Source organism: Bacillus sp. Nf3 (genome assembly GCF_003028545.1).
Taxonomy (GTDB): Bacteria; Bacillota; Bacilli; order Bacillales; family Bacillaceae; genus Bacillus; species Bacillus safensis.
This window is the reverse complement of record NZ_PYUA01000001.1, coordinates 825,789-850,963: the sequence shown is the minus strand read 5'-3', so window position 1 is coordinate 850,963 and position 25,175 is coordinate 825,789. Positions and strand designations below refer to the sequence as shown.

Below are 25,175 nucleotides of genomic sequence, written 5' to 3'. Positions count from 1 at the left end.
TTGATTGCGATGCATTCAACACATCCATCCCATTTAATTTTATTTGACGGTGTCTGCAACGTGTGCAGCGGAGCTGTTCAATTTGTGATTAAGCGCGATCCGAAAGAACAGATGATGTTCGCTTCATTACAATCAGATACAGGACAGCGTATTTTAAAGGAAAACGGTTTGCCTTTAGAAGAGTTCAATTCATTCATTTATATTGAAAAAGGAACACTTTATACGAAGTCAACAGGCATCTTAAAAGCCGCGCGGCATTTAAAAGGGATCTACAGATGGAGCTTTTTACTCCTTGCCATACCTCGCCCAATCCGTGATTGGTTTTATGAGCTGATTGCAAAAAATCGCTACAAATGGTTTGGTCAAAAAACATCTTGTATGATGCCTACACCCGATATTCAAAAGCGGTTTCTTTCATAAAAAAAGCATCCTCCAATGATAGGAGGATGCTTTCTTTGTCTGCTTACGAAGGCAGACTTGCCATCACACTGTTATAAAGCTTAATAAATAAGTACAAAATACCGATCAAAAACGTCGCCCAAAACAGCAGAATAAACATCATAAATCCAATCAAATTCAGCATATTAAGCGATTGATAAATGCGAACCACAACCCAGATAAAATAGACAAGACTTGCTAATGCAAAAAGTCCGACTAGCAGAATGAGCTGCTGCGTCAACAGAAATGCAAGCAAGCTGGCAAATAAATAAACAACGGATGCAATCCGAATTTTCTTTAAGTTCTCCCCTTCAGGGTCCTTAGCGAAAAAAAGTAACGCCAGCTCTAATACCGTATCTGCAATCAGTTTTAAGGCAGATAAGATCATAAAATAAACAAGTGCAAAAGCGGCAAAGAGAGCAAGACGGATGCCCTGTTCTGAGAAAAATTCCAGCATTCCTTTTAAAATACCTGCTTGAGTCAAGAAATCAGTTGTGATACCTACTGTAAAAATCGAAAAAGCAGAGCTGAATAGTAAGATTGAAATCAGCGGAAAATATCCAGTCAAATATGTATTTTTCATAAATAGTTCCTTTCTCATAAGCTCACATTTATTATGGCTCACTTAAAACGGATTGACAAGATGCTTTCAAAGTAAACTGACAGCAAAATCAAATTTATGATTTTGCACGTACATTCCTTCACAAACTTACATTTTCCCGTTAAAGTATTACTGTTACGAAAAAATCGTGCGTTAGGGGTATACTCGTGAAAAAAACTTTAAGACTGCAAACACGGCTGACGATCTTTGTGTGTATCGTTGTCCTGATCTCCCTTTGTATCACATTCTTTACGATATGGTCGGAAACAGCCAAGAACATTCATCAGCAGGAGCGTGACATTGCTCTCTCTACTGCCAAAATGGTCGCAGAGGCTCCGATCACAGCACAATCATTAGAAGATCATTCATATTCAGCATTACGAAAATATACAACAAATGTTCAGCAAATTACCAAAACCGAATTCGTTGTCGTCATGGATATGAAAGGTATCCGCAAAACACACCCGAATCCGCAGAAGATTGGGAAACGGTTTGCTGGCGGTGATGAAAAAGCAGCATTACAGGGAAAAGAACATATTAGTACGGCTTCTGGAACACTCGGCAGATCCATGCGTGCTTTTGTTCCTGTTTATGATCAAAATGGTAAGCAGCTCGGGGCTGTGGCCGTAGGGATTACGTTAAAGGAAATTGACTTGATTATTCATCAAAGCTTACTTCCACTCTACTTCGTCACATCACTCAGCCTCCTATCTGGCATCATCGGGGCACTCATTGTGGCAAGAAAAGTGAAGAAGATTATGTTTGGACTTGAGCCGGATGAGATTGCCACATTGCTAAAAGAACGAAGTGCCATGCTAGAATCAACAAAAGAAGGGATTCTTGCCGTCGATCAGCACGGTCAAATCAAGCTGGCCAATGCAGAGGCAAAACGACTCTTTCATAATATGGGCATTATGGTTGATCCTAGAGAACAAGATGTTCAAACTCTCCTCCCTTCAAGCGGCTTAAAACAGGTCATTGAAACACGCAAGCCACTGCTTGATCGTGACGTGAGAATGAATGGACTGGAGCTCGTTTTTAATGAAGTACCAATTACAGTAAATGATGAGATTGTCGGGGCCATCGCCACCTTCCGTGACAAAACAGAAGTCAAACACCTGGCTGAGCAGCTTAGCGGGGTCAAAATGTATGCGAATGCCCTCCGTGCCCAGTCACATGAATTTATGAACAAGCTTCATGTCATTTTAGGTTTGGTCCAGCTCAAAAACTACGATGACCTTGGTACCTACATCAAAGATATTGCCATTTATCAGCAAACGGAAACAAATGAAATCATCAACCATGTGAAAAACTCTGTTTTAGCAGGATTTTTACTAGGAAAACAAAGCTATATCAGGGAACAAGGCGCTTCCTTGGAGGTTATTTGCAGCACACAAGTGCCAAATACGGAGGACCCGGCAGTGACGCATGACCTCATTACCGTGATCGGCAACCTGTTAAATAATGCACTCGATGCGGTTTCACATACTGAGACGAAAAACATCTCGATCTCCTTCAGATACGTTCAGGAACAGCTTCACATTGAAATCACGGACACAGGTGTTGGTCTCACAAAAGAAGAACAAGACATCATGTTTGATCAAGGCTTTTCAACTAAAGGAGAAGACCGAGGTTTCGGACTCTACTTCGTTGACCAAAGCATCAAGAAATTGAATGGACATATGATTGTCACGAGTGAAAAAGGAGAAGGAACGACCTTTAGTCTTCGCATTCCGTATAAACAAAAGGAGGATTCACATGATTAATGTGTTAATAGTAGAAGATGATCCAATGGTTGGGGAGCTGAACAAACGCTACCTGACCCAAATCGATGGCTTTGAGTTAAAGGGGATTGCCACCTCTTTTCAGCAGGCGCTTGAAGTGTTAAAAACAGAAGTCATTCACCTCGTACTGCTCGATATTTATATGCCAGGTCAAAATGGGCTGGCATTACTAACAGAAATTCGCCAGCAAAATCATGCCGTTGATGTTATTGTCATTTCGGCTGCAAATGAAGTGGACGTTGTTCAGCAAACGATGCGAAACGGAGCGGTTGATTATTTAATCAAACCTTTTGAGTTCGAACGATTCCAATCAGCACTGGCAGAGTATAAACGGAAACACGCCCTGTATCAATCCATGAACAGCATTTCGCAAAATGATTTAGATGCGAAGCTTTTTCATAAAAAAGCAGAGGCGGAAAAAGTCCTCCTGCCAAAAGGCCTGACCAAAAGCACACTCAAACTCATCTGGACAAGCATTCAATCATTTGGACAGCAGGCTTTCACGACCGAAGACCTAGCCAATCATACAGAAATCTCTCAAGTCTCCATTAGAAAATACTTGAAATTCCTTGAGGACATCGAAGTGGTGGATGTTGAAATGGCTTATGGGACAATTGGACGTCCTGTTTTCCAATATAAACTGAACACGAGCAATATGAATTTGATTCAGCAATATCTTTAAACTGTTACATCTGACCTTCACGAAAGGCCAGATGTTTTTTTATGGCATACGATGTAACAAACCCCTTGATATCAGTGGTTCTACTGTAGTAGAGCACATCACAAAAGCGGCATTATATCATATTTCAACAGATAAAAAGACATCAAATAAAGCCATTTAACATTTTTTTAAAAATAAAACAAATTTCTATTTATTTATTCGATCGGAAATGATAAATTATGATTGATTAGTTCAACGAGATATAAGTCTGATGTCTTACATCTTCTCTCCTGCCCTCCATAAGTTTCATGAGAAAGCAGGATAAAATACCCTCTTTAGGGTGAGAAGAGATAGATCGGTCTTTTTTCGCGAGACTTTTCTGAAACTTTTAAATTTTATAGGGGGTTATGTTTTGAAGAAGCGCAAAATTGGACTAGCATTGTCCTTAGTCGTAGCAGCAGGAACCATCCTTGGAGCATGCGGCAACTCTGGCTCAAACAGCGGTGAAAGCAAAAAAGATAAAGATCAATTCACTGTTGCAATGGTAACTGATGTCGGTGGTGTCGATGACAAATCGTTTAACCAATCAGCTTGGGAAGGTTTACAAGCATTTGGGAAAGACAACAATCTAAAAAAAGGTAAAAACGGCTTTGATTACTTACAATCTAAATCAGATGCTGACTATACAACAAACTTAAACACACTTGCTCGTGAGAAATTCGACCTGATTTACGGAATTGGTTTCTTAATGGAAGATGCTATATCTGAAATTGCGGATCAACGTAAGAAAAACCACTTTGCTATCGTTGATGCAGTCGTGAAAAAAGACAACGTGGCTAGCATTGTGTTTAACGAAAACGAAGGATCATTCCTTGTGGGTGTTGCGGCTGCTCTTACAACAAAATCAAACAAGATTGGTTTTGTCGGCGGCGTTGATTCTGAATTAGTCAGAAAATTCGAAGTCGGTTTCCGCGCTGGTGTTGAAGCAGCGAACCCAAAAGCAAAAGTTGAAGTGAAATATGCTGGTGCATTCGATAAGGCTGACATCGGTAAAGCAACAGCTGAAAGCATGTACAAATCTGGCGTCGACATCATCTATCATGCTGCTGGCGGCACTGGAACTGGTGTCTTCACAGAAGCGAAAAACCTGAAAAAAGCGGATCCTAATCGTAAAGTTTGGGTCATCGGTGTAGATAAAGACCAGTATGACGAAGGAAAAGTACCTGGAACAAAACAAAGTGTCACTCTTACTTCTATGGTTAAGAAAGTAGACACAGCGGTACAAGACTTAACAACGAAAGCAAAAGAAGGTAAGTTCCCTGGCGGCGAAGTGATCACATACGGTCTGAAAGAAGGCGCTCTTGACATCTCTCCATCTAAGGAAAACCTTGATAAGGATGTATTAAAGAAAGTGGAAGAATGGAAACAAAAAATCATCAAGGGCGAAATCAAAATCCCTGCAACACGTGATGAATTAAAAGATTTTAAAGCTTAATTTGAGCATCGGGATAAGCGCGCCTTATCCCCTTGCCTCTCCTTTACCTCCTCTTTATTCGTAAAAGGTGGTAAAAGAAAAGCTGCAGCCTCGTTTTGCAGCTTTTCTTTTGCTAGTTTTTATCTTCATCAGCACCCTAAAAAAGGAGCGGTTAAACCTGTGGATTATGTCATTGAAATGTTGAATATACGCAAAGAATTCCCTGGCATTGTAGCAAACGACAACATTACGCTGCAGCTAAAAAAGGGCGAAATTCATGCGCTGCTTGGTGAAAACGGCGCTGGAAAATCAACGCTCATGAACGTGCTTTTCGGACTGTACCAGCCTGAAAAAGGTGAAATTAAGGTGCACGGAAAACCCGTGACCATCTCTAGTCCAAATGATGCTAGTGATTTAGGCATCGGAATGGTGCATCAGCACTTTATGCTTGTCGATACCTTTACTGTCGCTGAAAACATCATTTTAGGTAAAGAGCCAAAGAAGTTTGGAAAGATTGACAAAGAACAAGCCATACAGCAAGTACAAGAGCTTTCTGACCGCTATGGTTTGAAAATAGATCCTGCCGCAAAAGTATCTGACATCTCTGTCGGTATGCAGCAGCGTGCAGAAATCTTAAAAACACTTTACCGCGGCGCTGATATTTTGATCTTCGACGAACCAACGGCCGTTTTAACACCTCAAGAAATCAAAGAACTCATACAAATTATGAAAAACTTAATTAATGAAGGCAAATCCATTATTTTAATCACCCATAAGCTGAAAGAAATTATGGATGCCTGTCATCGCGTGACCATTATCCGAAAAGGTCAAGGCATTCGTACACTTGATGTGGAAAGCACAAATAAAGACGAACTTGCAAGCCTCATGGTTGGTCGTGAAGTGTCATTTAAAACAGACAAAAAAGCTGCTTCTCCTGCTGAGGAAGTTCTTGAAATTCAAGACCTCACAGTAAAAGACGCCAGAGGAATTGAAGCGGTCAAACAGTTGAACCTGTCAGTGAAGGCTGGCGAAATTGTTGGAATTGCTGGGGTAGACGGCAATGGCCAGTCTGAATTAATTGAAGCCATTACCGGTCTAAAAAAATCAGAATCTGGCACGATCATGCTAAACGGGAAAGCCATTCAAAATCTCCCGCCTCGTAAAGTGACCGAATCTGGGATTGGACATATTCCTCAGGACCGTCATAAACATGGACTTGTACTCGATTTTTCAATTGGAGAAAACATTTCCTTACAAACGTATTATCAGCGTCCTTATTCAAAATTCGGCTTATTGAATATGAAGAATATTTATCAAAAGGCAAAACGAATCATTGCGGAATATGACGTCAGAACACCGAGTGAATATACAGAAGCGCGCGCCCTGTCAGGCGGTAACCAGCAAAAAGCCATTATCGGCCGTGAAGTGGACCGCAATCCTGATTTATTAATTGCCGCTCAGCCGACACGAGGACTTGATGTTGGTGCGATTGAATTTGTTCATAAACGTCTCATTGAGCAAAGAGACTCTGGCAAAGCCGTTTTGCTCATCTCCTTTGAGCTTGATGAAATTATCAATGTTAGTGATAAGATCGCTGTCATTTTCGAAGGCAGCATTGTGGCCATTGTTGATCCAAAAGAAACAACAGAGCAAGAGCTTGGCCTATTAATGGCTGGAAGTACGCAACAGGAAGTGGGGAAAGAAGCAAATGTCTAATCGCTTAACAAATCTGCTGATTCCGCTTATAGCCATTGTACTTGGTCTTTTGGTTGGGGCCATTATTATGCTGGCAAGCGGTTATAGTGTCATCGAAGGCTATGGCGCCCTTTGGAATGGCGTTTTCGGTGAAACCTATTATATGGGAGAAACCATCAGGCAAGTGACACCTTATATTTTATCAGGTCTTGCTGTTGCCTTTGCATTTCGGACAGGCCTGTTTAATATCGGTGTCGAAGGTCAAATGCTTGTTGGCTGGGTAGCTGCTGTATGGATTGGAACAACTGTCCATGCACCTATGTATATTCATCTGCCGCTTGCACTCATCACCGCAGCTGCTGCAGGTGCATTATGGGGCTTTATTCCCGGGTTTTTAAAAGCTCGTTTTTATGTGCATGAGGTCATCGTCACCATCATGATGAACTACATTGCCCTTCATGTCACAAACTATTTAATCTCAAATGTCTTAACAGATAATAAAGATAAAACAGATAAAATCGATGCCACTGCCTCTCTTCGCTCTGGATTTTTTGAGCAGATCACTGATTTCTCCCGGATGCATAACGGTATTTTTGTTGCCATTATTGCGGCGGTCGTGATGTGGGTCATTATTCAAAAAACTTCTAAAGGGTTTGAGTTACGAGCTGTTGGAATGAATCAGCAGGCATCACAGTATGCTGGCATGAACGTTCGCCGCAATATCATTTATGCGATGCTCATTTCAGGTGCTTTTGCAGGTCTTGCAGGAGCTATGGAAGGCCTTGGTACATTTGAATATGCCTCTATTAAAGGCTCGTTTACAGGCGTAGGTTTTGATGGAATTGCCGTCGCTTTATTAGGTGGAAATACGGCTGTTGGTGTTGTCCTTGCTGCATTATTGCTTGGTGGATTGAAGGTCGGTGCATTAAATATGCCGCTTGAATCAGGCGTACCGACTGAGGTTGTTGATATTGTCATTGCGATCATCATTCTTTTCGTCGCCTCAAGCTATGTCATCCGTCTTGTGATTCAACAAATGAAGAAAAAGGGGGGAAAATAAGTGGGATTTCTGCAAATTCTTGAAATCATCATCCCAGCTACACTTGTTTATGCTGCACCACTTATTTTAACCGCTCTTGGAGGCGTCTTTTCAGAAAGATCAGGTGTTGTCAATATCGGTCTTGAAGGTTTGATGGTCGTCGGAGCATTTTCCAGTATTATCTTTAACTTATTTTTTGCTGATACGTTTGGAGCCTTGACCCCGTGGCTTGGGCTTCTCGTCGGAATGGCCGTTGGCGGATTGTTCTCACTGATTCATGCAGTTGCGACCATTACCTTCCGAGCTGATCAAACGGTCAGTGGTGTGGCCATTAACATGCTGGCACTTGGCGCTACACTGTTTGTCGTAAAACTAATTTACGGAAAAGCACAAACTGATAAAATTACAGAGCCTTTCTATAAAGGAGATATTCCCCTTTTAAGTAACATTCCGATCATTGGTGATATTTTCTTTAAAGATGTTTATTATACGTCCATACTTGCTTTAGCCCTTGCGGTGGTTGCATGGTTTGTTTTATTTAAAATGCCGTTTGGTCTTCGTCTTCGTGCAGTTGGAGAGCATCCAATGGCAGCTGATACAATGGGAATCAAAGTGTACCGGATGCGTTATATCGCTGTCTTCATTAGTGGACTGTTTGGCGGTCTGGGCGGGGCTGTTTATGCGTCAACCATTTCGCTTGATTTCTCCCATGCCACCATTACTGGACAAGGCTTTATCGCACTAGCTGCGCTTGTATTCGGTAAATGGCATCCATTTGGCGCAATGGGAGCTGCTTTATTCTTTGGATTTGCTCAAAGTTTAAGCATCATTGGTTCTCTCCTGCCGCTGTTCCAAGATATACCGAATGTGTATATGCTCATAGCACCATATGTGCTCACCATCTTAGCACTTACTGGCTTCATCGGACGTGCCGATGCACCAAAAGCACTTGGTACACCTTATTTAAAAGGAAAACGATAAATACGATGTATGATCAATCCCCTGAAGGACAAACTATCTTCAGGGGATTTTTGTATGATAAAAAACTCAAAAACTCCTGTTTATTTTACTTTTATTACACTTATTTTAGTTTAATAAATAGATGAGTGTCACAGAATCTTCTACAATTGAGACAAATAGCATTTGGGGGTGTTTATGTGGCTAATGCACAACAATTGAAATCGATTACAGACGATTCTGACAATAATAAAAGCGTTTTCCGTAAGATCATGTCTTGGAAAATTGGTGTTATTGATCTACCTGTGTATTTAGTACTTGCAGCGATTATTTTAACTGCCGCTTATTTTAATAAAATTCCAGCAAATATGCTTGGTGGTTTCGCTGTTATTATGATTTTGGGGATTTTCCTTGGAGATGTAGGACAACGTATTCCAATCTTAAAAGATATTGGTGGACCAGCGATTCTTTCTTTATTCGTACCATCGTTCCTGGTCTTTTTTAATGTTCTAAATCCGAACTCATTGGAAGCGGTTACGTCTCTTATGAAAACGTCGAACTTCCTTTACTTCTATATTTCTGCTCTTGTAGTAGGTAGTATTCTTGGGATGCAGCGAACTGTTTTAGTACAAGGCCTTATTCGTATGTTTGTCCCTCTGGTTGCAGGTACAATTGCAGCTGTGAGTGCTGGTATCCTTGTTGGCCTTTTAGTTGGTTACACACCGCATCATTCATTCTTCTTTATTATTGTACCGATTATTGCCGGTGGTGTTGGAGAAGGAATTTTGCCATTATCTATCGCTTATTCACAAATTCTAGGTGTATCAGCAGAGTCATTAATTTCTCAATTAATTCCTGCGGCTGTCATTGGGAACGTCATTGCCATTATCTGCGCTGGCGCAATGAAGAAGCTTGGTGAGAAACGTCCTGAACTGAACGGGAATGGCCGTCTTGTGAAATCTAAAGAAGCAAACGAAATTTTCGAGCAGCCAGATATGGATGCAAAAGTTGATTTCGGTTTAATGGGTGCTGGTGTACTCGTTGCTTGTACAACCTTCATCTTTGGTGGTTTGTTAGAAAGCTTCGTTCATATTCCAGGTCCAATCTTAATGATTGTTCTTGCTGCTTTAATCAAATACTTAAACGTGATGCCTCAGCATCTTCAAAATGGCTCACAGCAGTTCTACAAGTTTGTATCAAGAAGTTTTACATGGCCGCTAATGGTTGGTCTTGGTATTCTATACATTCCACTTGATGATGTAGCAACTGTCATCTCAATTCCATTCGTATGCGTATGTATCGCTGTTGTACTCGCAATGGTTGGTTCTGGTTACTTCGTTGGAAAACTAATGAACATGTATCCAGTAGAATCTGCTATTGTCACTGGCTGTCACAGCGGACTTGGCGGTACTGGTGATGTTGCCATTCTTTCAGCTTCTGGAAGAATGGGTCTTATGCCTTTCGCACAAGTATCTACACGACTTGGCGGAGCAGCAACTGTTATCTGTGCAACAATCTTACTCAGAATGTTTAGTTAAACTACCACACATAAAAAGCATGAGCTCTCACATGGGCCCATGCTTTTTTTATATTTCTTTTCTCCTATAGGATCTTATTCATCAGCTAATACAATTCGTAAATATTCCCTGGGCTGAAAAGGATACAGCTTGGTTTCTTGATAGCTCATGTGAAGAAGATGCTCAGAAAACAGCGGCCATTCACTCCCGGCCTGCCACCTTTTTTGATCATTTCGATCAATCAAGAATGCTCCTCCTAAAATCGTGCAGAATAGGCTTAAGCTGATGGCGATCTTTCGTTTCATTTGATCAGCTCCTTTAAGAAAAGCATGTACGAAAAACAAAACAATATACAATGAGTGTCATTTTTGATAAAATTATTTTTGTGGTCAAAAGAACCTAAAACAAATACAGTTTGCTTGAAATCGTTTCAAACCAATGCACTATGGCTGTATTTACGCTATAATTTTAATTACCAGTTCTTTAGAACGTGAATTTATATTGATCAAAGGAGGTTCATTTTCTTGCAGCTTATTCACTTCGCCATCCTATCACCTTTTTTACTCGCTTTTGTTGTACCTTTCCTTTACAAATATGTGAAGCGTATACATACAGGATGGTTTGTTCTCATCTTGCCAATTCTTTTATTTACCTATTTCATCCAAATGTTACACATCACTTCGAATGGACGAACGCTTTTCTCACAGGCTGAATGGATTCCATCGTTAGGGATGAATTTCACTGTGTATGTCGATGGTCTCAGCCTGTTATTTGCTTTATTAATTACAGGTATCGGCGCACTTGTGGTGCTGTACAGTATTTTCTACTTATCAAAGGAAAAAGAACAGCTTGGCTCTTTCTATACGTATTTACTCATGTTTATGACCGCGATGCTGGGTGTCGTTCTTTCTGACAACATGGTGGTTCTATACTTGTTTTGGGAGTTAACGAGTATCTCTTCCTTCCTCTTAATTGGGTATTGGTATAAGCGGGAGCGCTCTAGGTATGGAGCAACGAAATCACTGCTTATTACTGTTTTTGGCGGATTAGCTATGCTTGGTGGCTTCATCCTCATTTACCTGATTACTGATTCATTCAGTATTCGTGAAGCAGTCAATCAGCTTCAGCTCATTATGGCATCACCTTACTTTATCCCTGCCATGATCCTAATCTTACTAGGTGCCTTTACGAAATCAGCGCAGTTCCCATTCTATATCTGGCTGCCTGATGCAATGGAAGCACCGACCCCTGTGAGCAGTTATCTGCATTCTGCTACGATGGTGAAAGCCGGTATTTATCTTGTTGCCCGCTTCAGTCCAATCTTTGCTATATCAGAGGTATGGTTCTGGACCATTTCCATCGTTGGACTTGTCACATTATTCTGGGGATCATTCCACGCCGTCCGGCAAAACGATTTGAAAGCCATTCTGGCCTATTCGACAGTGAGTCAGCTCGGCATGATTATGCTCATGCTTGGCGTCGGCGCAGCTGCGATTCATGAAAACAATCCTGCCTTTTTTGGCGCAGCCATTCTTGCAGCTATTTTTCACCTCATTAACCATGCTACGTTTAAAGGCAGTCTCTTTATGGCAGCTGGTATTATCGATCATGAAACAGGGACTCGTGACATTCGGAAATTAGGCGGATTAATGACGATCATGCCGATTACCTTCACAATTACGTTAATCGGTACATTTTCAATGGCCGGATTACCGCCATTTAACGGTTTCTTAAGTAAAGAGCTATTTTTCACAAGTATGATACGAATTTCCGACATCAGTTTTACGGACGTTTCAACATGGGGTGCTATCTTCCCAGCACTTGCTTGGCTCGCTAGTGTCTTTACGTTCATTTATAGTATGATGCTCCTCTTTAAAACTTTTAGAGGCCGTCTGAATATAGACCAATTGGAGAAAAAACCGCATGAAGCACCGATCGGCATGCTCATTCCGCCAATCATTCTAGCTGCACTTGTGGTCACCTTCTTCTTTTTCCCTAATATTCTTGCCTATTCTGTCATCGAACCCGCAATTGCGGCGATCATTCCTGAAGCGATTGAAACAGGAAGCCGTTTTTCTGTGAAAATTGAAGCATGGCATGGCTTCCAGCCAGAGCTCTATATGACAATAGGTGTTGTTGTACTCGGCACAATCGGCTACTTGACGCTTTCAAAATGGCGTCCAATGTACAACATCTTTAAGGAAAAATGGTCATTTAACGCTTTATACGACCGCTCTCTTATCGGTTTGGAAAAAGGGTCATACCGCCTGACAAACAGTTATATGACTGGTTTTCTTCGTGACTATCTTGTCTATGTGTTTGGGTTCATGATTATCGTCATTGGCGGCGTCATGTTTTATCAGCAGGCCTTTTCATTTCAAACAGATCAGGCTGCCTCAATTGGCACGTATGAGGTGATTCTTTCACTTGTGATGGTGGCGGCGACGATTGCAACAGTATTCGCAAGCTCACGATTAACAGCTATTATTGCTCTAGGTGTCATGGGATACACGCTGTCATTATTCTTCGTGATTTTCAGAGCACCTGACCTTGCGCTGACGCAGCTGATTATTGAAACGATTTCTGTCGCACTGTTTTTGCTTTGCTTCTATCATTTACCGAAGCTGAGCTTAAAGCAAAAAACGAGAAGATTCAAAATGACCAATTTCATCATTTCATTAGGTGTTGGGGTTGTTGTCACTTGTCTAGCTTTCGCTTCCACAAGTCAGCAGTCACTTGATACCATTTCAACTTACTTTATTGAAAACAGCTACAAACTTGCTGGCGGTGACAATATTGTCAATGTCATTCTTGTCGATTTCAGGGGCTTTGATACCCTTTTTGAAATTACTGTGCTCGCCATTGCGGCACTTGGTATTTATGGGTTATTAAAAACACAAGCAAAACGGAAGAGAGGTGTGCGGCGATGAGAAAGATTGATACGAATGATATGCTTTTGCAAGTCACAACAAAAATTACAGCATTCATCATCTTGCTCTTCTCCCTTCACCTATTTCTTGCGGGGCATAACAATCCTGGCGGCGGATTCATCGGCGGCCTGATGAGTTCTGCGGCTGTCGTTCTTCTGCTTTTAGCCTATGATCTGAAAACAGTAAGACGCATTTTGCCTTTTGACTTTATTTATGTAGCTGGAGCCGGTTTGCTCGTTGCGATCCTGACAGGTATGGGATCCTTTCTATTCGGTGCACCTTTTCTATCACATGCATTTGATTATTTCCAATTACCGTTTTTAGGAAAAACAGAACTAGCGACAGCCGTCCTGTTTGATATCGGTGTGTATTTGGTCGTTGTCGGTGTCACCATGACCATTATTCAAATGATTGGAGAGAAGGAATAATGGAATTTCTAATGTCTATTATCGTCGGAATTATTTTTATGGCAGCGACCTATTTGATGCTGTCAAAAAGCCTTCTGCGGGTCATCGTCGGTACTGCTGTTTTGAGTCACGGCGTCCACTTGCTTCTTTTAACAATGGGCGGCTTAAAAAAGGGAGCGCCTCCAGTTCTAAAAGAGGGGCTCACATCCTATGTAGATCCATTGCCACAAGCACTAATTTTAACAGCCATTGTCATTGCTTTTGGTGTGACATCCTTATTACTTGTCATGGCCTTCCGAGCCTTCCAAGAGCTGCGAACAGATGACATGGATCAAATGAGAGGAAATGATCAGCATGAATAATCTCGTGATCCTGCCTATATTAATTCCATTACTAGCTGCTACACTATTGATTTTTATGAATAAAAACATCATGCTGTCAAGAGTTTTTAGTGTCTTGGCATCTCTCTCAGCCATTATATGTAATGCATATTTGGTTCAAACGATTTTCACAAATGGGATACAAACCCTTTATTTAGGCGGCTGGAAAGCACCATTTGGGATTGCCCTTGTCGCCGATCAATTTGCTGCACTCCTTGTGCTGACTGCTTCCGTTGTCGGGCTTGTGACAGTCCTCTTCTCCTTTCAAACGATTGGGAAAGAAAGAGAGCGGCTCTTCTATTATTCTGGCGTGCAGTTTTTGTTAGCTGGCGTGAGCGGAGCCTTTTTAACGGGAGATATATTCAACCTGTTTGTCTTCTTTGAATTACTGCTGATGGCATCTTATATGCTCATTGTATTAGGCGGATCAAAGCCTCAGCTTCGTGAATCACTCAAATATATTGTGTTTAATATCATCTCGTCGGCATTATTTATTGTCGGAGTTGCCTGCTTATATGCAGTGACGGGTACGCTCAATATGGCTGATTTAAGTGTGAAAATAGCTGAATCAGGGCAAACAGGGTTAATCACTGTTATTTCCATCCTGTTCCTCATTGTATTCGGCTTAAAAGCTGGGATCTTCCCGCTTTATTTCTGGCTGCCAGGATCGTATCATGCACCGCCAGCAGCGATTTCAGCTCTTTTTGGGGCTTTGCTCACAAAGGTTGGCTTATATGCGATTGCCAGAGTCTTTACATTAATTTTTATACACGATACAGGCTTCACCCATACACTCATGGCGTGGCTTGCCGCACTGACGGTGATATTCGGTGTGATAGGTTCGATCGCCTATTCTGATGTGCAGAAGATTGTGATTTATAATATTGTCACAGCTGTTGGTGTCATTTTGTTTGGATTTGCAGCCAACACACCTGCATCACTCCAAGGAGCTATTTATTATCTCATTCACGACATGGTGATCAAAGGGGCTTTATTTATGCTGGCAGGTGCCCTCTTTGTGTACGCTGGTACAAACCAACTGAAAAAAATGGGCGGACTGATTCAATCTCAGCCTCTATTAGGATGGATGTTTTTCATTTCGGCTTTATCGCTGGCAGGAATTCCGCCGCTGAGTGGCTTTGTTGGAAAACTAAAAATTGTGGAAGGTGGATTTTCTGCTGGATACATGACGTTTTCTATCTTGGTCTTACTGTCCAGCCTCCTTGTCCTCTACTCTATTATGAAGATTTTCATGTCCGCATTTTGGGGCGAGGAACAGGATAAACGCAGAAGAAAGCCGTCAATAAAAGGAATGGTGTATCCTGGCGTACTGCTTGTCGTCTTATCGCTTGCTATTGGGTTAGGGACAGAGTTCATTGCCCCTTATATCAATCAAGCAGCGGAAATGCTCTCTACACCAGAAAAATATATTCAAGCTGTGCTGAAGGAGTAGATGAACATGGCCTTTCAAATATTACTAAACGCTCTCCTCGCCTTTACATGGATGTTTATGAATGATACATACAGAGCCGCAGACTTTGTATCAGGTTTTGCATTAGGGATGATCGCCATTTTTATGCTGCGGCGATTTTTCCCGCAGCGTTTTTACGGCTATGCCCTTTATGCGATTTTCAAGCTTATCATCATTTTTATTCGCGAGCTGCTTCTTGCCAATTTAAGTGTATTAAAGACCGTATTATCTCCAAAGCTCACGATTAAACCCGGAATTTTCGCCTTTCGTACGGATTTGAAAACAGATTGGGAAATCACCATACTGGCCAATATGATTACATTGACACCAGGTACACTAGTGATTGATATTTCCGACGATCGTTCCATTTTATACATTCATGCGATGGATATTGAGGATGCTGAAAAAGCCATTCACGATATCCGGGTTTCATTTGAGAAAGCGATTCAGGAGGTGAGCGGTAAGTAATGGAACTCATTTTGCAAATTTCACTTGGCATTCTTGCGCTGTCTACCTTGCTTTTTGTGATACGAGTGATCAAAGGTCCCTCTATTCCTGATCGTGTGAGTGCGCTTGATGCGATAGGAATCAATTTAATTGGGATGACAGCCATCGTTTCAATTTTACTGAAAACCACTGCATTCTTTGAGATTATTTTACTGCTCGGTATCCTTGCCTTTATCGGTACTGTCGCTTTTTCCAAATTTCTTGAGAAAGGGGAAGTGATTGAAAATGATCGTCATCGCTAAAGCCATCGTCATTTTCTTTATCCTGGTAGGCGCTATCCTCTGTTTGATTTCAGCTATTGGTGTCCTTCGACTGCCGGATGTTTACACACGTATGCATGCTGCATCAAAAGCATCGACACTTGGCGTTGTTCTGATTTTAGTAGGTGTGTTTTTTCATGAATGGTTTCTTGCAGGCGTTATTTCTGCAAAAATCCTTCTCGGCATCGTATTCATCTTCCTGACAGCACCAGTCGGCGCACACTTAATCGGAAGAGCCGCCTACAATACTGGTGTTAAGCTTGACAAACGCAGTGTACAAGATGATTATGGCGGTTTCCGTAACTTTGTAATTAAACGAAAAGAAGATTCTTATTTATAAAAAGCGAAAAAAGAATGGCCTGATATGTTGGGCCATTCTTTTTTTATCGCTCAACGTGCATATAAAAAAAGCTTCCGCTGCACCGGGAGCTTTTTTATATGCGATCAATGACAGCAAGTGTGCATCTGGACGTACAGATGTGCCGGTCTCGATCATCTTTTATATCGATTTGAAATACCATTGTACGCCGTCCTATATGCACAGGAACAGCTGTCGCTGTCACAACTCCATCGCGTACAGATTTTAAATGATTGGCATTGATTTCAATACCTGAGCAAACTTGCTGTGTTAAGTCTAAATGAGCCGCAGCCCCCATGCTCGCCACTGTTTCTGCTAGAGCAGCAGATGCTCCTCCATGCAGTAGTCCAAATGGCTGTTTTGTTCTGTGATCGACTGGCATTGTTGCAACGCATCGTGATTCATTGCACTCTACAATCTCAATGCCTAGTGCCTCAAGCAGTGTATTTGATCCGCTCACATTCATTAAGGCCCTCTCCCTTCACACGTTTACAGCACACTTTCAGACTTGGCAATTAACACCGCTTCTGTACGAGATCCAACATTCAGCTTATTAAAGATGGATGTCAAACTGTACTCAATTGACCGTTTGCTCAAATGAAGCACATCGGCAATCTCCTGGTTCGTGTATCCTTTTTCCACTTCTCTAAGGATCAAACACTCCCGTTCCGTTAAGAGATCGTGGTCAGTCTGCTGCGCTTGTTCTGGCTTTTCTTGCTGCTGTGAAATTAATTTCTTTAAATAGGACAGCTGAATGACAACTTCTCCTTGCAATGTCCGGTGTATGTATTCAATAATTTTGTCTTTCGTCTCTGTTTTACTAATTGCACCGTGTAATCCAGCCCGAATAGCCTCTTCAAAATAATCATCTACTTCATACCCTGTATAAATGATAATTTTCACTTGATGGTTGGTTTCTAAAATTTGTTTCGCTATGTCCATCCCATTGATATCCCCGAGATTTAAATCCATTAAAATCACATCATAGATGGAAAAGTCATGCGTCTTTAAAAAGGCGGCTTCTGCATCAGGACTTAAACAATCGACTGATAGCTGCTGGTCTGATTCTAATATGCTTTTTGTCCCTTCCATGACAGCCGGATGATCATCAATGACCAATATCTTCTTCATGTCTTCCTCCCTTTAAATCACTCACTTCCATTTTATATAAAAGACTTGGCTGATGCCAAGTCTTAATCCTTAATAAATGGTTACAATTCCATTTCAATTTTCACCTTAAGCCCTTTCCCCGGGGCTGTGTGAATTTGAAGCTTTCCATTTAATGCTTTGACTCGTTCTCTAATTCCCGAAAGCCCCATGCTCATTGTGTGCTGATCAAGATGACTTGCATCAAAACCGACTCCATCATCCTCATAGTGAAGAACAACCTGATCTTTAATACAAATCAGCATCACTAACACTTGAGTGGCTTTAGAGTGCTTCAGGGCGTTGGATAACAACTCCTGAACAATTCGGTAAATATTCAGCTGTGAATCAATATCAATGTCCAATTCTTTATCAAAGCGTGTCGTATTCAGCCTAATATGAAACGGTGCTTCCTCCTGAATTTGAGAAGTCAGCTTCGATATCGCCTTTACTAAACCTAAATCATACAGCAGCTGAGGCCGAAGCTCATGACACGTTTCTCTCGTCGTTTGAATCACTTTGGACATTTGATCATTCCATGAGATAAGCGAATTTTCAATAGATGTCGGGCATTGGTTATTTTGGAAATTCGTTAAAAACATTTCCGACTGCCTTTTTAGTGATATCAAGTCCTGCAGCACGGAATCATGAAGATCTCTCGCTAAATCTGAACGCTGCTTTTCTTCCATAGCAAACATGATTTTCTTCAGCCAGGCAGGATTGGCCTCGCGCTGTTTCAAATCGTCAAGATGCTCCATCAACTCTTCGATCTTGACGACATTTTCTAAACTGACACTGGTGTAAAATGCCAATGTTTTCAACCAAGAAATCTCATCACGTGTCAATTTCGGTGTCTGTATATTGGATAAGCAACAAATCATAAACGAGTGACCGCCCCGCTCGCCAATTTTCATCATAAACCCTTTATCAAGCTCGATGATTTTACCAACTTCACCTAAAATATCTTGAAATTGATCCACGTATTCTTTCCATAGCTTACTATCATTTGTTGACTCATCAATTTCAATAATTTGTCCGTCAGCCTTCACCTCAAGCACAAAGGCTTTATTCACAACAAGCACTTCTAAAATGGTGTATTTCAAATGATACAGCACTTGATGAAGTGAGGACGCCTCACGAATAAGCTGCGTGAATTTAAACACGCTGTCCTGGTAATTATGCTTCTCTGAAAAACGCTTCAGCCGAAAACGGAAATCTAGAATTTCTTTGAAATAGAAAACAGCCAGCATGAGTGTATAGGTAATTAATGAAAGCTTCAGTGTGTACTTCAAATCTTCTGGTTTTTGCAGAATATAAAACGTGACAACAACAAAAATGGTCGGTGTAATGGCAAGAAATCCATAGTATTTCAGTCTACTAATCAAAAAATCCATATTGTAAAGTTTATTCGTCATGAATTGATACACAAGTGAAAAAGGAATGAGCAAGACAAAAGAAGTTAAGAAAAAGGGATCTACGACATAAATACGAAACAAAACATATGGAATTGCAAATAAAAAGATAAATGGACAAAATGCTATGATATTTATCATGACAAAAAACTTTAAAACAGACCCCTGCTCTGTCTCTTTATATTTCCGCATTCCATTGATAATCACTTTGAATGACATGATAATAGAAGCGAAAAAGAATAAAAGATTTAAACTTGGCATGTATCTGGCTATCTCCGAATCAATCGGAACCAATAACTCTATAACTAGATTAATTATAGGTAGACTATATAAAAAGCGAATCGTTTTTTGAGTCGTTATATGCAGGTCAAACTCTTTGAAATATTGATAAATGAAATGAATATAAAAGATAAATACACTTGATAAACAAAATACGATCACATAATGGCTAAATCTCTCACCAATACCTGAAGTACCTGCACTAAGATATCCGATACAAATCGTTAATAAAAATAAAACTAATAGAAATGCTGATTTTCGTTGGGCCTCTTTGTTTATTCGAATGATAAAGAAGATACAAAATAAACAAATTGAATACAGGATAAGAGGAATTAAATAGACAAATAAACTTTCTTGACCAATCAATGTCTTATTTTTTAGGGTGATCATTTGGTTGCCTCTTTGAATATCAATTCTTTGCACATTCCTAAGCTCACCATTGATCAAATGATCTTTGTTGTTAGCAGGTTCCCCATTGATTTTAAGTATAATATCTCCTTCTTCTAATCCTGATGTGTAGGCTAAAGAAAGATATTCAACTTTGACAACTTCTGCTTGACCGTTCTTGTTCTCCGCTACACGTGCTCCATTAAAAATATCAAATACATAAATATATGAAACATAGATCACAAATAAAAAAGACAGAAAAACCAAAAAAGCAGATAGTTTCGTATAAGTTATCTTCATGTATAAAACATCCTTAACTGGAGAACTTTTAAATCATTTGAATAGTATCATTTATAGTACCATATATAATCTGCAGACATTTGCCCTTTTTTAATGCCTTGAATGATTACTTTCATGGTTTGCTCATCTGTGTGAATTAAACTTGCATTCCCTAAGTCCAATTCATTCACAACACCAGGATTTTTCACTAAATATGCAATAACATTTTGAATGTTCAACCATTGCCCTCCTTTGTCATAAATGCATATAATTGTTCCTTCTTCGTTTTAGGTAAATCAAGTTGTTCAATTCCTTGCTTCATTTTTAACAGCATAATCTCTCTCATCGATACCATGTACTGAGTCAAACCAGCTTCAAGTAATTTCTGCTTCAGTTGAAACGGCTTTTGCTCTGACTCATCCAGCCGGTTAGAAAAGAAGGAAAGAAGCTCTTGACTGGCATCGTTAAAACGTCTTTGTAGATAACTGAATGCTAGCGTTTGTTTTTTTTGAAAATCTCCGTTTGATTTTGAAAATAACGCAAAAAAATCGTTACTGATCTGTTCAGCAACACCATAATATATCGAATAAGATTCCACAGTGGCGTTTATTTTTCCTGTCGCTAAATAAACACCCAGTACGCTAGAAAGAGCTGTTAAAGATCCTGATTTTCTCCTTAAAACCTCTACACACTCTTCTTCTGTTCCATGCAAATGACGCAAATCCTCGTGCTGCCCTTCCATTGACATTTTGATGAAATGGAACAATTTCTCTATTAGTTGAGAATTATTTTCACATATTGATGTGATGAATTGGATACTCACCGTATACAAATACGTAGATGCATTGATGGCCACTCCTTGGTCGACGTTCATCCAAGGATACGAATCATTGTCCTGATCTTCAATATCATCTAATATATCGGCAGATAAAATGAGAAGTTCAATCCCTGCTGCCAGTTTTGAAATCGCTTGCTTGTCTTGTCCGCCAAATGCCTCATAATGCTGGTAAGCCAATTGACCAAGAGGAAATTCTTTTTTTCTATCTGTAAATTTTAGAAGCAGCTTTTGTAAATCATTCTGCCTGACTGCATGTTGAATAAAATCAGACATATTCTGCTTGATTTTTGTATTCTCTAGATAGTTTAGCATACTCGATCTTGTACCTCACCCTTTCGTCTTTTATTTTACTAAAAAGACATGAGCAAATGTCCACTGACATCGCTATTTAACAATTATATAATAATATATCCTTTTTTTGTATGTATTTGGATAAAAAAAAGACTTGATGATTATCAAGTCTTTAAGAAATTTTCACATATTCATATTTGTCGTATTGATCAATGCTTTTGTTAATGTTATGAAGAGAAGCCGTTGTTTCTCTGATTTCGTTTTCAAGTTTCCATAATAATTGTTTAAGCTCTTCGATTTCATACTTTTCCATCGATTCCACTCTCCTTTTTTGGAAGATCAATGTATTTGTGTATGGTGATTGGGTCATAAGTATTTGATCTGTTACTAACAGTGTAAATGTAATTGAGTATTTTTTCACCGAAAAGTATGCACAAAACGTGTGCGCGATACCGCAAAATTCAATAGGTCTTTTTTCATCATTTTCTGACTTTTCAAATCATACTTTTATCTCAATTTCAAAGGAATTGCGTCATTTTTGCGACAGGAATAGGCATCATTCGTCACACTTCCCTCCCAACAGAACGTACGATCCCCTCTATATCTTCGGTTTTGCGTGTCATAGGTCAGACGACAGACGCTATTGTGGACACCGCAATTTTTTGGCGACATTCACCGAAATTGACCGCAAAAGTACCTATTTTTATGCTGGAATTACAAAGATAGAAAGATCATTTTGATTCTTTATTCTGATTTTCTACATACATTTAGAACAGATATCCGTCCAATTTCACGCCAATGAGAGAAGAGGTGACCATGTGTTTTACTATGTACCTTATCCTGCTTTGCAGGTTCCCGCAATGAGCAACGCATACCCGCCGCGCACGCCAATGACTTTTCCTCCAGTTGATGCCCACTCATTTCAACGAGCCGCAAAGGAATCAGCCCGTCTCGTTGCTGATGCTTCACTCATCACGCAGCAAATTTCCAGCTCTCTTCCGTTTGCGCAGCGCATCATGGAGGCTGCTGAGCGATCTGATTCGACAAGTGTCATCCGAATGCTGAAGCAAATCGGGGTAAAAAGCGGTATTGATATCCGCTTTAGTCCAGAAGGCATTCGAATCTACTTGTCTCTTGCCTCCAGCAGACTTTTCCTTCTTTTACAGTGGGCATGACAAAGAAAAAGCCGCTCTCACATGAGCGGCTTTTCTTAAGATTCAAACATTTTATGGCACCATTCAATGGCTTCTATATAACAGCCATAGGCTTCCTGTTTCGGGAGATTTCTATCAAACATTTCATCATCCCATTCGTTTCGTTCAATACGTTTGGCCACACCTAGCACAAAAGAATAATCATTTTCATAGCCAAGCAGTGCCTCGCCAACTTCATCAGAAAGCGGCAGCTCCTTCACAAGTTCTGTGATATCTGCCCTGACAAGTGTATCAATGAGAGAAAACATGCCTGTCAGCATATAAGAGGCAGGGTGCTCTCGTTCAGTCCGATAAGCAATCAGTTCACACGTTTTGGCACGAATGAATGACATTTTGATAATTTCTTTTTGGCTTGAGTTAGCTTGGACATTCAGTTCTTTAAATGAAAGGATAAAGATCCAGCGCCGAATTTCATTAAATCCAAGCAGGATAATCGCCTGCCGGATACTCTTAATTTGATATAGACGTCTCATGCCGCCTGAATTCAGCATTTTTAATAATTGATATGATAGCGAAAGGTCACTTTCAATAAAATGGGTCACGGTCTGGATATTCGGCTGGTCCTTGCTTAACTCATTTAAAAGCTGATGGTACGCATGGAAGCTGGTCGATAATGCTCGTCCTGATATCACATGCGGCTCACTAAAGAAATACCCTTGAAACAGGTGGAAACCCGCTTCTAGCGCTTCTTCATATTCTCTTCTCGTTTCTACTTTTTCTGCTAGAAATCGAAGGCGATACTTTTTATACGTATTCAGAATAGCTCTTCGTTCTTGCGTTGTTGTTTTCAGAAAGTCAATTTTTAAAATATCAATGCAATAGAGGAGTTCCTCAAGCAGCTTGTCACTATAATGTGTTCCGTTTAGGAAGAAATCATCGAGTGCAATCGTATATCCCCATTTTTTTAACTGCTTACATCTCATAATAAGTGCCGGGGTAATCGGTACATTTTCTAATATCTCGATCACAAGCTGATGCGGATCAAAATAGGTGAGCAGATCAGATGAAAGCAAGCTTTCGGTGAAATTAATGTAGCATCGTTTTCCTTCTGTCAGTGTTTCGATGCCGATATTTAGAAAACTGTTGATAATGAGGTCCGTTGTCGCTTGATCACCGTCTTCAGCGCTATATGTATTGGTTTCACTATCTCTATAAAGCAGCTCATATGATACGACTTGTTCTTTTCTGTTAAAAATAGGCTGTCTCGCAACAAACACCCTCAACTGCTCCAATCCTCCTTTATGCCATGACAAACAAGATGTGCTTTCAGTATACCAAATGATTGCGCTTTTAGTTCATTTTCAATCGGTCAAAATTAAAAAAAGAGACCATCTGGCTTGATGATCTCCCTTTCTTCTAATCATTCGCTTTCATAAAGCTCTTTTTTGATTTTATTTTTCACATCATGGATAAACTGCATTTTATTATCCCAGCATTTTTGACTCAAATCGACTGGATATTCTTCTGGTTTGCTGATTCGTTTGTATTCCTCCCAGAAGAGTCCAAGACTGTCCTGCACGTAGGCTTGAATCGTTTGAATATCTGGATTGTCATAGACAAGTTTACCTTGTTCAAAAATCGGTACGTGAAGATCTTTCGCCACAAAGTTTGTCACGAATTTACTAATAAATGTATGCACGGGATGGAACATTTTTAGTTTATCCTCACTATGAACATCTTCCTCTTCAAGCGCAATGTAGTCACCTTCAGAATGATGATTCAATTGATTGATAATGCGGTACACCCGTTTACGGCCAGGTGTTGTCACTTTCTCTGGGTTGGATGAAATTTTGATGGTATCATTCATTTTACCGTTTTCTTCAATGGACACCAGCTTATACACTGCACCGAGAGCTGGCTGATCGAATGCTGTGATCAGTTTTGTCCCAACACCCCACACATCAATTTTGGCGCCCTGTGCCTTTAAATTCATAATGGTGTGTTCATCAAGATCGCTTGATGCAATGACTTTTGCATCATGGAATCCTGCTTCATCCAGCATTGTTCTAGCTTTTTTAGACAAGTATGCAAGGTCCCCGCTATCAAGTCTGACACCGATGAAGTTGATTTTGTCTCCAAATTCTTTCGCTACCTTAATCGCATTCGGAATACCTGATCTGACAGTATCATACGTATCGACTAAAAAGACACAGTCTGTATGTGTTTCAGCATATTTTTTAAATGCTGTATATTCATCGCGGTATGCTTGTACAAGTGCGTGAGCATGTGTTCCTGATACAGGGATGTTAAAGCGTTTCCCAGCACGAACATTACTTGTTGCCTGGAAGCCACCGATGAGTGCCGCTCTTGCTCCCCACATCGCCGCATCCATTTCATGTGCCCGTCTTGTTCCGAATTCTAATGCTGTCTCATCTTCAATGATTCCTTTAATCCGAGCCGCTTTTGTTGCAATCAGCGTCTGGAAATTCACGATATTAAGCAATGCTGTTTCGATTAACTGGGCTTCAACAAGCGTTGCCTCGATGCGCATAATCGGTTCATTCGCAAAGACAATTTCCCCTTCTCGCATTGAATGAAGTGTACCTGTAAAGGACAATCCGCTTAAATAGTCAATGAAATCGCTTTTATAACCAAGTTCATCTTTTAAATACGCGAGATCGCTTTCAGTGAAGGAAAAGTCCGATAAATATTCAATCGCTTTCTCTAAGCCAGCAAATACAGCGAAGCCATTGTCAAATGGAAGCTTTCTAAAGAAGAGTTCAAAGACTGCCTTCTTCTCATGTATGCCGTCTCTCCAATACGTTTCTGCCATGTTAATTTGATAAAGATCTGTATGTAGTGATAAACTGTCGTCATTAAACCGATGCTCCAACTTCCATTCTCCTTCCC

Annotated in this window: 26 protein-coding genes; 16 read left to right on the top strand and 10 right to left on the bottom strand. The window is 40.4% G+C overall.

What is annotated here, in order from left to right; translation table 11 throughout:
* Positions 1-9: 9 nt before the first annotated feature.
* Complete coding sequence (locus tag C9414_RS04230; RefSeq protein ID WP_047203302.1) at positions 10-420, top strand: thiol-disulfide oxidoreductase DCC family protein; 411 nt, start codon at positions 10-12, stop codon at positions 418-420.
* 43 nt (positions 421-463) lie between these two features.
* Here the strand turns inward: C9414_RS04230 and C9414_RS04225 are convergent, their stop codons facing one another.
* Entirely contained in the window at positions 464-1,021 is a 558-nt protein-coding gene (locus C9414_RS04225) for a YufK family protein (RefSeq protein ID WP_039181089.1), read from the bottom strand.
* 185 nt (positions 1,022-1,206) lie between these two features.
* On the opposite strand from C9414_RS04225, the gene malK reads away from it, so the two are divergent.
* From malK to C9414_RS04190, 7 genes are all read left to right on the top strand, one after another.
* Positions 1,207-2,805, top strand: coding sequence for a malate sensor histidine kinase MalK (gene malK, locus C9414_RS04220; RefSeq protein WP_047203303.1), 1,599 nt, complete (start codon positions 1,207-1,209; stop codon positions 2,803-2,805).
* Positions 2,798-3,505: a response regulator gene (locus tag C9414_RS04215; protein WP_024423307.1), complete on the top strand. Its 708-nt coding sequence runs from the start codon at positions 2,798-2,800 to the stop codon at positions 3,503-3,505. The genes malK and C9414_RS04215 overlap by 8 nt, the downstream gene beginning before the upstream one ends.
* Before the next feature lie 391 nt (positions 3,506-3,896).
* A complete protein-coding gene (locus C9414_RS04210; protein WP_048237317.1) occupies positions 3,897-4,979 on the top strand; it encodes a BMP family lipoprotein in 1,083 nt (360 codons plus the stop codon).
* 159 nt (positions 4,980-5,138) lie between these two features.
* A complete protein-coding gene (locus C9414_RS04205; RefSeq protein ID WP_047203304.1) occupies positions 5,139-6,674 on the top strand; it encodes an ABC transporter ATP-binding protein in 1,536 nt (511 codons plus the stop codon).
* Positions 6,667-7,713: an ABC transporter permease gene (locus tag C9414_RS04200; RefSeq protein WP_047203305.1), complete on the top strand. Its 1,047-nt coding sequence runs from the start codon at positions 6,667-6,669 to the stop codon at positions 7,711-7,713. Before C9414_RS04205 ends, C9414_RS04200 begins: the two co-directional genes overlap by 8 nt.
* Positions 7,714-8,673 carry an ABC transporter permease gene (locus tag C9414_RS04195; protein ID WP_047203306.1) on the top strand — a complete coding sequence of 320 codons (960 nt, stop codon included), beginning with the start codon at positions 7,714-7,716 and terminating at the stop codon, positions 8,671-8,673.
* Between the two features lie 176 nt (positions 8,674-8,849).
* On the top strand, positions 8,850-10,187 hold the full coding sequence (locus C9414_RS04190) for a 2-hydroxycarboxylate transporter family protein (protein WP_047203307.1): 1,338 nt from the start codon (positions 8,850-8,852) through the stop codon (positions 10,185-10,187).
* A 74-nt stretch (positions 10,188-10,261) separates the two neighbouring features.
* Here C9414_RS04190 and C9414_RS04185 read toward each other — a convergent pair whose 3' ends face one another.
* Entirely contained in the window at positions 10,262-10,471 is a 210-nt protein-coding gene (locus C9414_RS04185; protein WP_024423313.1) for a hypothetical protein, read from the bottom strand.
* A gap of 219 nt (positions 10,472-10,690) precedes the next feature.
* On the opposite strand from C9414_RS04185, the gene C9414_RS04180 reads away from it, so the two are divergent.
* The 7 genes from C9414_RS04180 to mnhG are packed head-to-tail and all read left to right on the top strand — an operon-like array spanning position 10,691 to position 16,461.
* The gene (locus tag C9414_RS04180; RefSeq protein WP_107163124.1) at positions 10,691-13,096 is read left to right on the top strand and encodes a Na+/H+ antiporter subunit A; all 2,406 of its coding nucleotides are present in this window, start codon (positions 10,691-10,693) and stop codon (positions 13,094-13,096) included.
* Positions 13,093-13,524 carry a Na(+)/H(+) antiporter subunit B gene (locus C9414_RS04175; RefSeq protein ID WP_039181111.1) on the top strand — a complete coding sequence of 144 codons (432 nt, stop codon included), beginning with the start codon at positions 13,093-13,095 and terminating at the stop codon, positions 13,522-13,524. Before C9414_RS04180 ends, C9414_RS04175 begins: the two co-directional genes overlap by 4 nt.
* Positions 13,524-13,865, top strand: coding sequence for a Na(+)/H(+) antiporter subunit C (locus tag C9414_RS04170; RefSeq protein WP_024423316.1), 342 nt, complete (start codon positions 13,524-13,526; stop codon positions 13,863-13,865). Before C9414_RS04175 ends, C9414_RS04170 begins: the two co-directional genes overlap by 1 nt.
* Complete coding sequence (locus C9414_RS04165; protein WP_047203309.1) at positions 13,858-15,336, top strand: Na+/H+ antiporter subunit D; 1,479 nt, start codon at positions 13,858-13,860, stop codon at positions 15,334-15,336. The genes C9414_RS04170 and C9414_RS04165 overlap by 8 nt, the downstream gene beginning before the upstream one ends.
* Before the next feature lie 6 nt (positions 15,337-15,342).
* Positions 15,343-15,822 carry a Na+/H+ antiporter subunit E gene (locus C9414_RS04160; protein ID WP_024425941.1) on the top strand — a complete coding sequence of 160 codons (480 nt, stop codon included), beginning with the start codon at positions 15,343-15,345 and terminating at the stop codon, positions 15,820-15,822.
* Positions 15,822-16,103 carry a Na(+)/H(+) antiporter subunit F1 gene (locus C9414_RS04155; protein WP_039181117.1) on the top strand — a complete coding sequence of 94 codons (282 nt, stop codon included), beginning with the start codon at positions 15,822-15,824 and terminating at the stop codon, positions 16,101-16,103. Before C9414_RS04160 ends, C9414_RS04155 begins: the two co-directional genes overlap by 1 nt.
* Positions 16,087-16,461 carry a monovalent cation/H(+) antiporter subunit G gene (gene mnhG, locus C9414_RS04150; protein ID WP_107163123.1) on the top strand — a complete coding sequence of 125 codons (375 nt, stop codon included), beginning with the start codon at positions 16,087-16,089 and terminating at the stop codon, positions 16,459-16,461. The genes C9414_RS04155 and mnhG overlap by 17 nt, the downstream gene beginning before the upstream one ends.
* A gap of 94 nt (positions 16,462-16,555) precedes the next feature.
* On the opposite strand, the gene C9414_RS04145 is transcribed toward mnhG, so the two are convergent.
* From C9414_RS04145 to degQ, 6 genes are all read right to left on the bottom strand, one after another.
* Entirely contained in the window at positions 16,556-16,945 is a 390-nt protein-coding gene (locus C9414_RS04145; RefSeq protein ID WP_047203310.1) for a hotdog fold thioesterase, read from the bottom strand.
* A 23-nt stretch (positions 16,946-16,968) separates the two neighbouring features.
* Positions 16,969-17,610, bottom strand: coding sequence for a two-component system response regulator ComA (gene comA, locus C9414_RS04140; protein WP_024423322.1), 642 nt, complete (start codon positions 17,608-17,610; stop codon positions 16,969-16,971).
* Positions 17,611-17,690: 80 nt separating this feature from the next.
* A complete protein-coding gene (locus tag C9414_RS04135; protein WP_107163122.1) occupies positions 17,691-20,003 on the bottom strand; it encodes an ATP-binding protein in 2,313 nt (770 codons plus the stop codon).
* Positions 20,004-20,050: 47 nt separating this feature from the next.
* Positions 20,051-20,221 (bottom strand): competence pheromone ComX, encoded by a 171-nt coding sequence (comX, locus tag C9414_RS04130; RefSeq protein WP_181286101.1) that lies wholly within the window; start codon positions 20,219-20,221, stop codon positions 20,051-20,053.
* On the bottom strand, positions 20,218-21,132 hold the full coding sequence (locus C9414_RS04125) for a polyprenyl synthetase family protein (protein WP_107163120.1): 915 nt from the start codon (positions 21,130-21,132) through the stop codon (positions 20,218-20,220). The genes comX and C9414_RS04125 overlap by 4 nt, the downstream gene beginning before the upstream one ends.
* A gap of 151 nt (positions 21,133-21,283) precedes the next feature.
* Positions 21,284-21,424 carry a degradation enzyme regulation protein DegQ gene (gene degQ, locus C9414_RS04120; RefSeq protein ID WP_003213123.1) on the bottom strand — a complete coding sequence of 47 codons (141 nt, stop codon included), beginning with the start codon at positions 21,422-21,424 and terminating at the stop codon, positions 21,284-21,286.
* Between the two features lie 505 nt (positions 21,425-21,929).
* On the opposite strand from degQ, the gene C9414_RS04115 reads away from it, so the two are divergent.
* Positions 21,930-22,286, top strand: coding sequence for a YuzC family spore coat inner layer protein (locus C9414_RS04115; protein ID WP_052773115.1), 357 nt, complete (start codon positions 21,930-21,932; stop codon positions 22,284-22,286).
* Positions 22,287-22,321: 35 nt separating this feature from the next.
* Here the strand turns inward: C9414_RS04115 and C9414_RS04110 are convergent, their stop codons facing one another.
* Together C9414_RS04110 and C9414_RS04105 are read right to left on the bottom strand one after the other, a co-directional pair.
* Positions 22,322-23,548, bottom strand: a complete 1,227-nt coding sequence (locus tag C9414_RS04110) for an EAL and HDOD domain-containing protein (protein WP_107163119.1) — start codon at positions 23,546-23,548, stop codon at positions 22,322-22,324.
* Between the two features lie 137 nt (positions 23,549-23,685).
* Positions 23,686-25,158 carry a nicotinate phosphoribosyltransferase gene (locus C9414_RS04105; protein WP_024423327.1) on the bottom strand — a complete coding sequence of 491 codons (1,473 nt, stop codon included), beginning with the start codon at positions 25,156-25,158 and terminating at the stop codon, positions 23,686-23,688.
* Between the last annotated feature and the right edge of the window lie 17 nt (positions 25,159-25,175).

What these genes read in the sequence shown, in the direction of transcription:
- C9414_RS04230 (WP_047203302.1), top strand. Translation starts at nt 10, where the DNA reads ATGCATTCAACACATCCATCCCATTTAATTTTATTTGACGGTGTCTGC.
- C9414_RS04225 (WP_039181089.1), bottom strand. Translation starts at nt 1,021, where the DNA reads ATGAAAAATACATATTTGACTGGATATTTTCCGCTGATTTCAATCTTA.
- C9414_RS04215 (WP_024423307.1), top strand. Translation starts at nt 2,798, where the DNA reads ATGATTAATGTGTTAATAGTAGAAGATGATCCAATGGTTGGGGAGCTG.
- C9414_RS04200 (WP_047203305.1), top strand. Translation starts at nt 6,667, where the DNA reads ATGTCTAATCGCTTAACAAATCTGCTGATTCCGCTTATAGCCATTGTA.
- C9414_RS04185 (WP_024423313.1), bottom strand. Translation starts at nt 10,471, where the DNA reads ATGAAACGAAAGATCGCCATCAGCTTAAGCCTATTCTGCACGATTTTA.
- C9414_RS04175 (WP_039181111.1), top strand. Translation starts at nt 13,093, where the DNA reads ATGAGAAAGATTGATACGAATGATATGCTTTTGCAAGTCACAACAAAA.
- C9414_RS04170 (WP_024423316.1), top strand. Translation starts at nt 13,524, where the DNA reads ATGGAATTTCTAATGTCTATTATCGTCGGAATTATTTTTATGGCAGCG.
- C9414_RS04165 (WP_047203309.1), top strand. Translation starts at nt 13,858, where the DNA reads ATGAATAATCTCGTGATCCTGCCTATATTAATTCCATTACTAGCTGCT.
- C9414_RS04160 (WP_024425941.1), top strand. Translation starts at nt 15,343, where the DNA reads ATGGCCTTTCAAATATTACTAAACGCTCTCCTCGCCTTTACATGGATG.
- C9414_RS04155 (WP_039181117.1), top strand. Translation starts at nt 15,822, where the DNA reads ATGGAACTCATTTTGCAAATTTCACTTGGCATTCTTGCGCTGTCTACC.
- mnhG (WP_107163123.1), top strand. Translation starts at nt 16,087, where the DNA reads ATGATCGTCATCGCTAAAGCCATCGTCATTTTCTTTATCCTGGTAGGC.
- C9414_RS04145 (WP_047203310.1), bottom strand. Translation starts at nt 16,945, where the DNA reads ATGAATGTGAGCGGATCAAATACACTGCTTGAGGCACTAGGCATTGAG.
- comA (WP_024423322.1), bottom strand. Translation starts at nt 17,610, where the DNA reads ATGAAGAAGATATTGGTCATTGATGATCATCCGGCTGTCATGGAAGGG.
- C9414_RS04135 (WP_107163122.1), bottom strand. Translation starts at nt 20,003, where the DNA reads ATGAAGATAACTTATACGAAACTATCTGCTTTTTTGGTTTTTCTGTCT.
- C9414_RS04125 (WP_107163120.1), bottom strand. Translation starts at nt 21,132, where the DNA reads ATGCTAAACTATCTAGAGAATACAAAAATCAAGCAGAATATGTCTGAT.
- degQ (WP_003213123.1), bottom strand. Translation starts at nt 21,424, where the DNA reads ATGGAAAAGTATGAAATCGAAGAGCTTAAACAATTATTATGGAAACTT.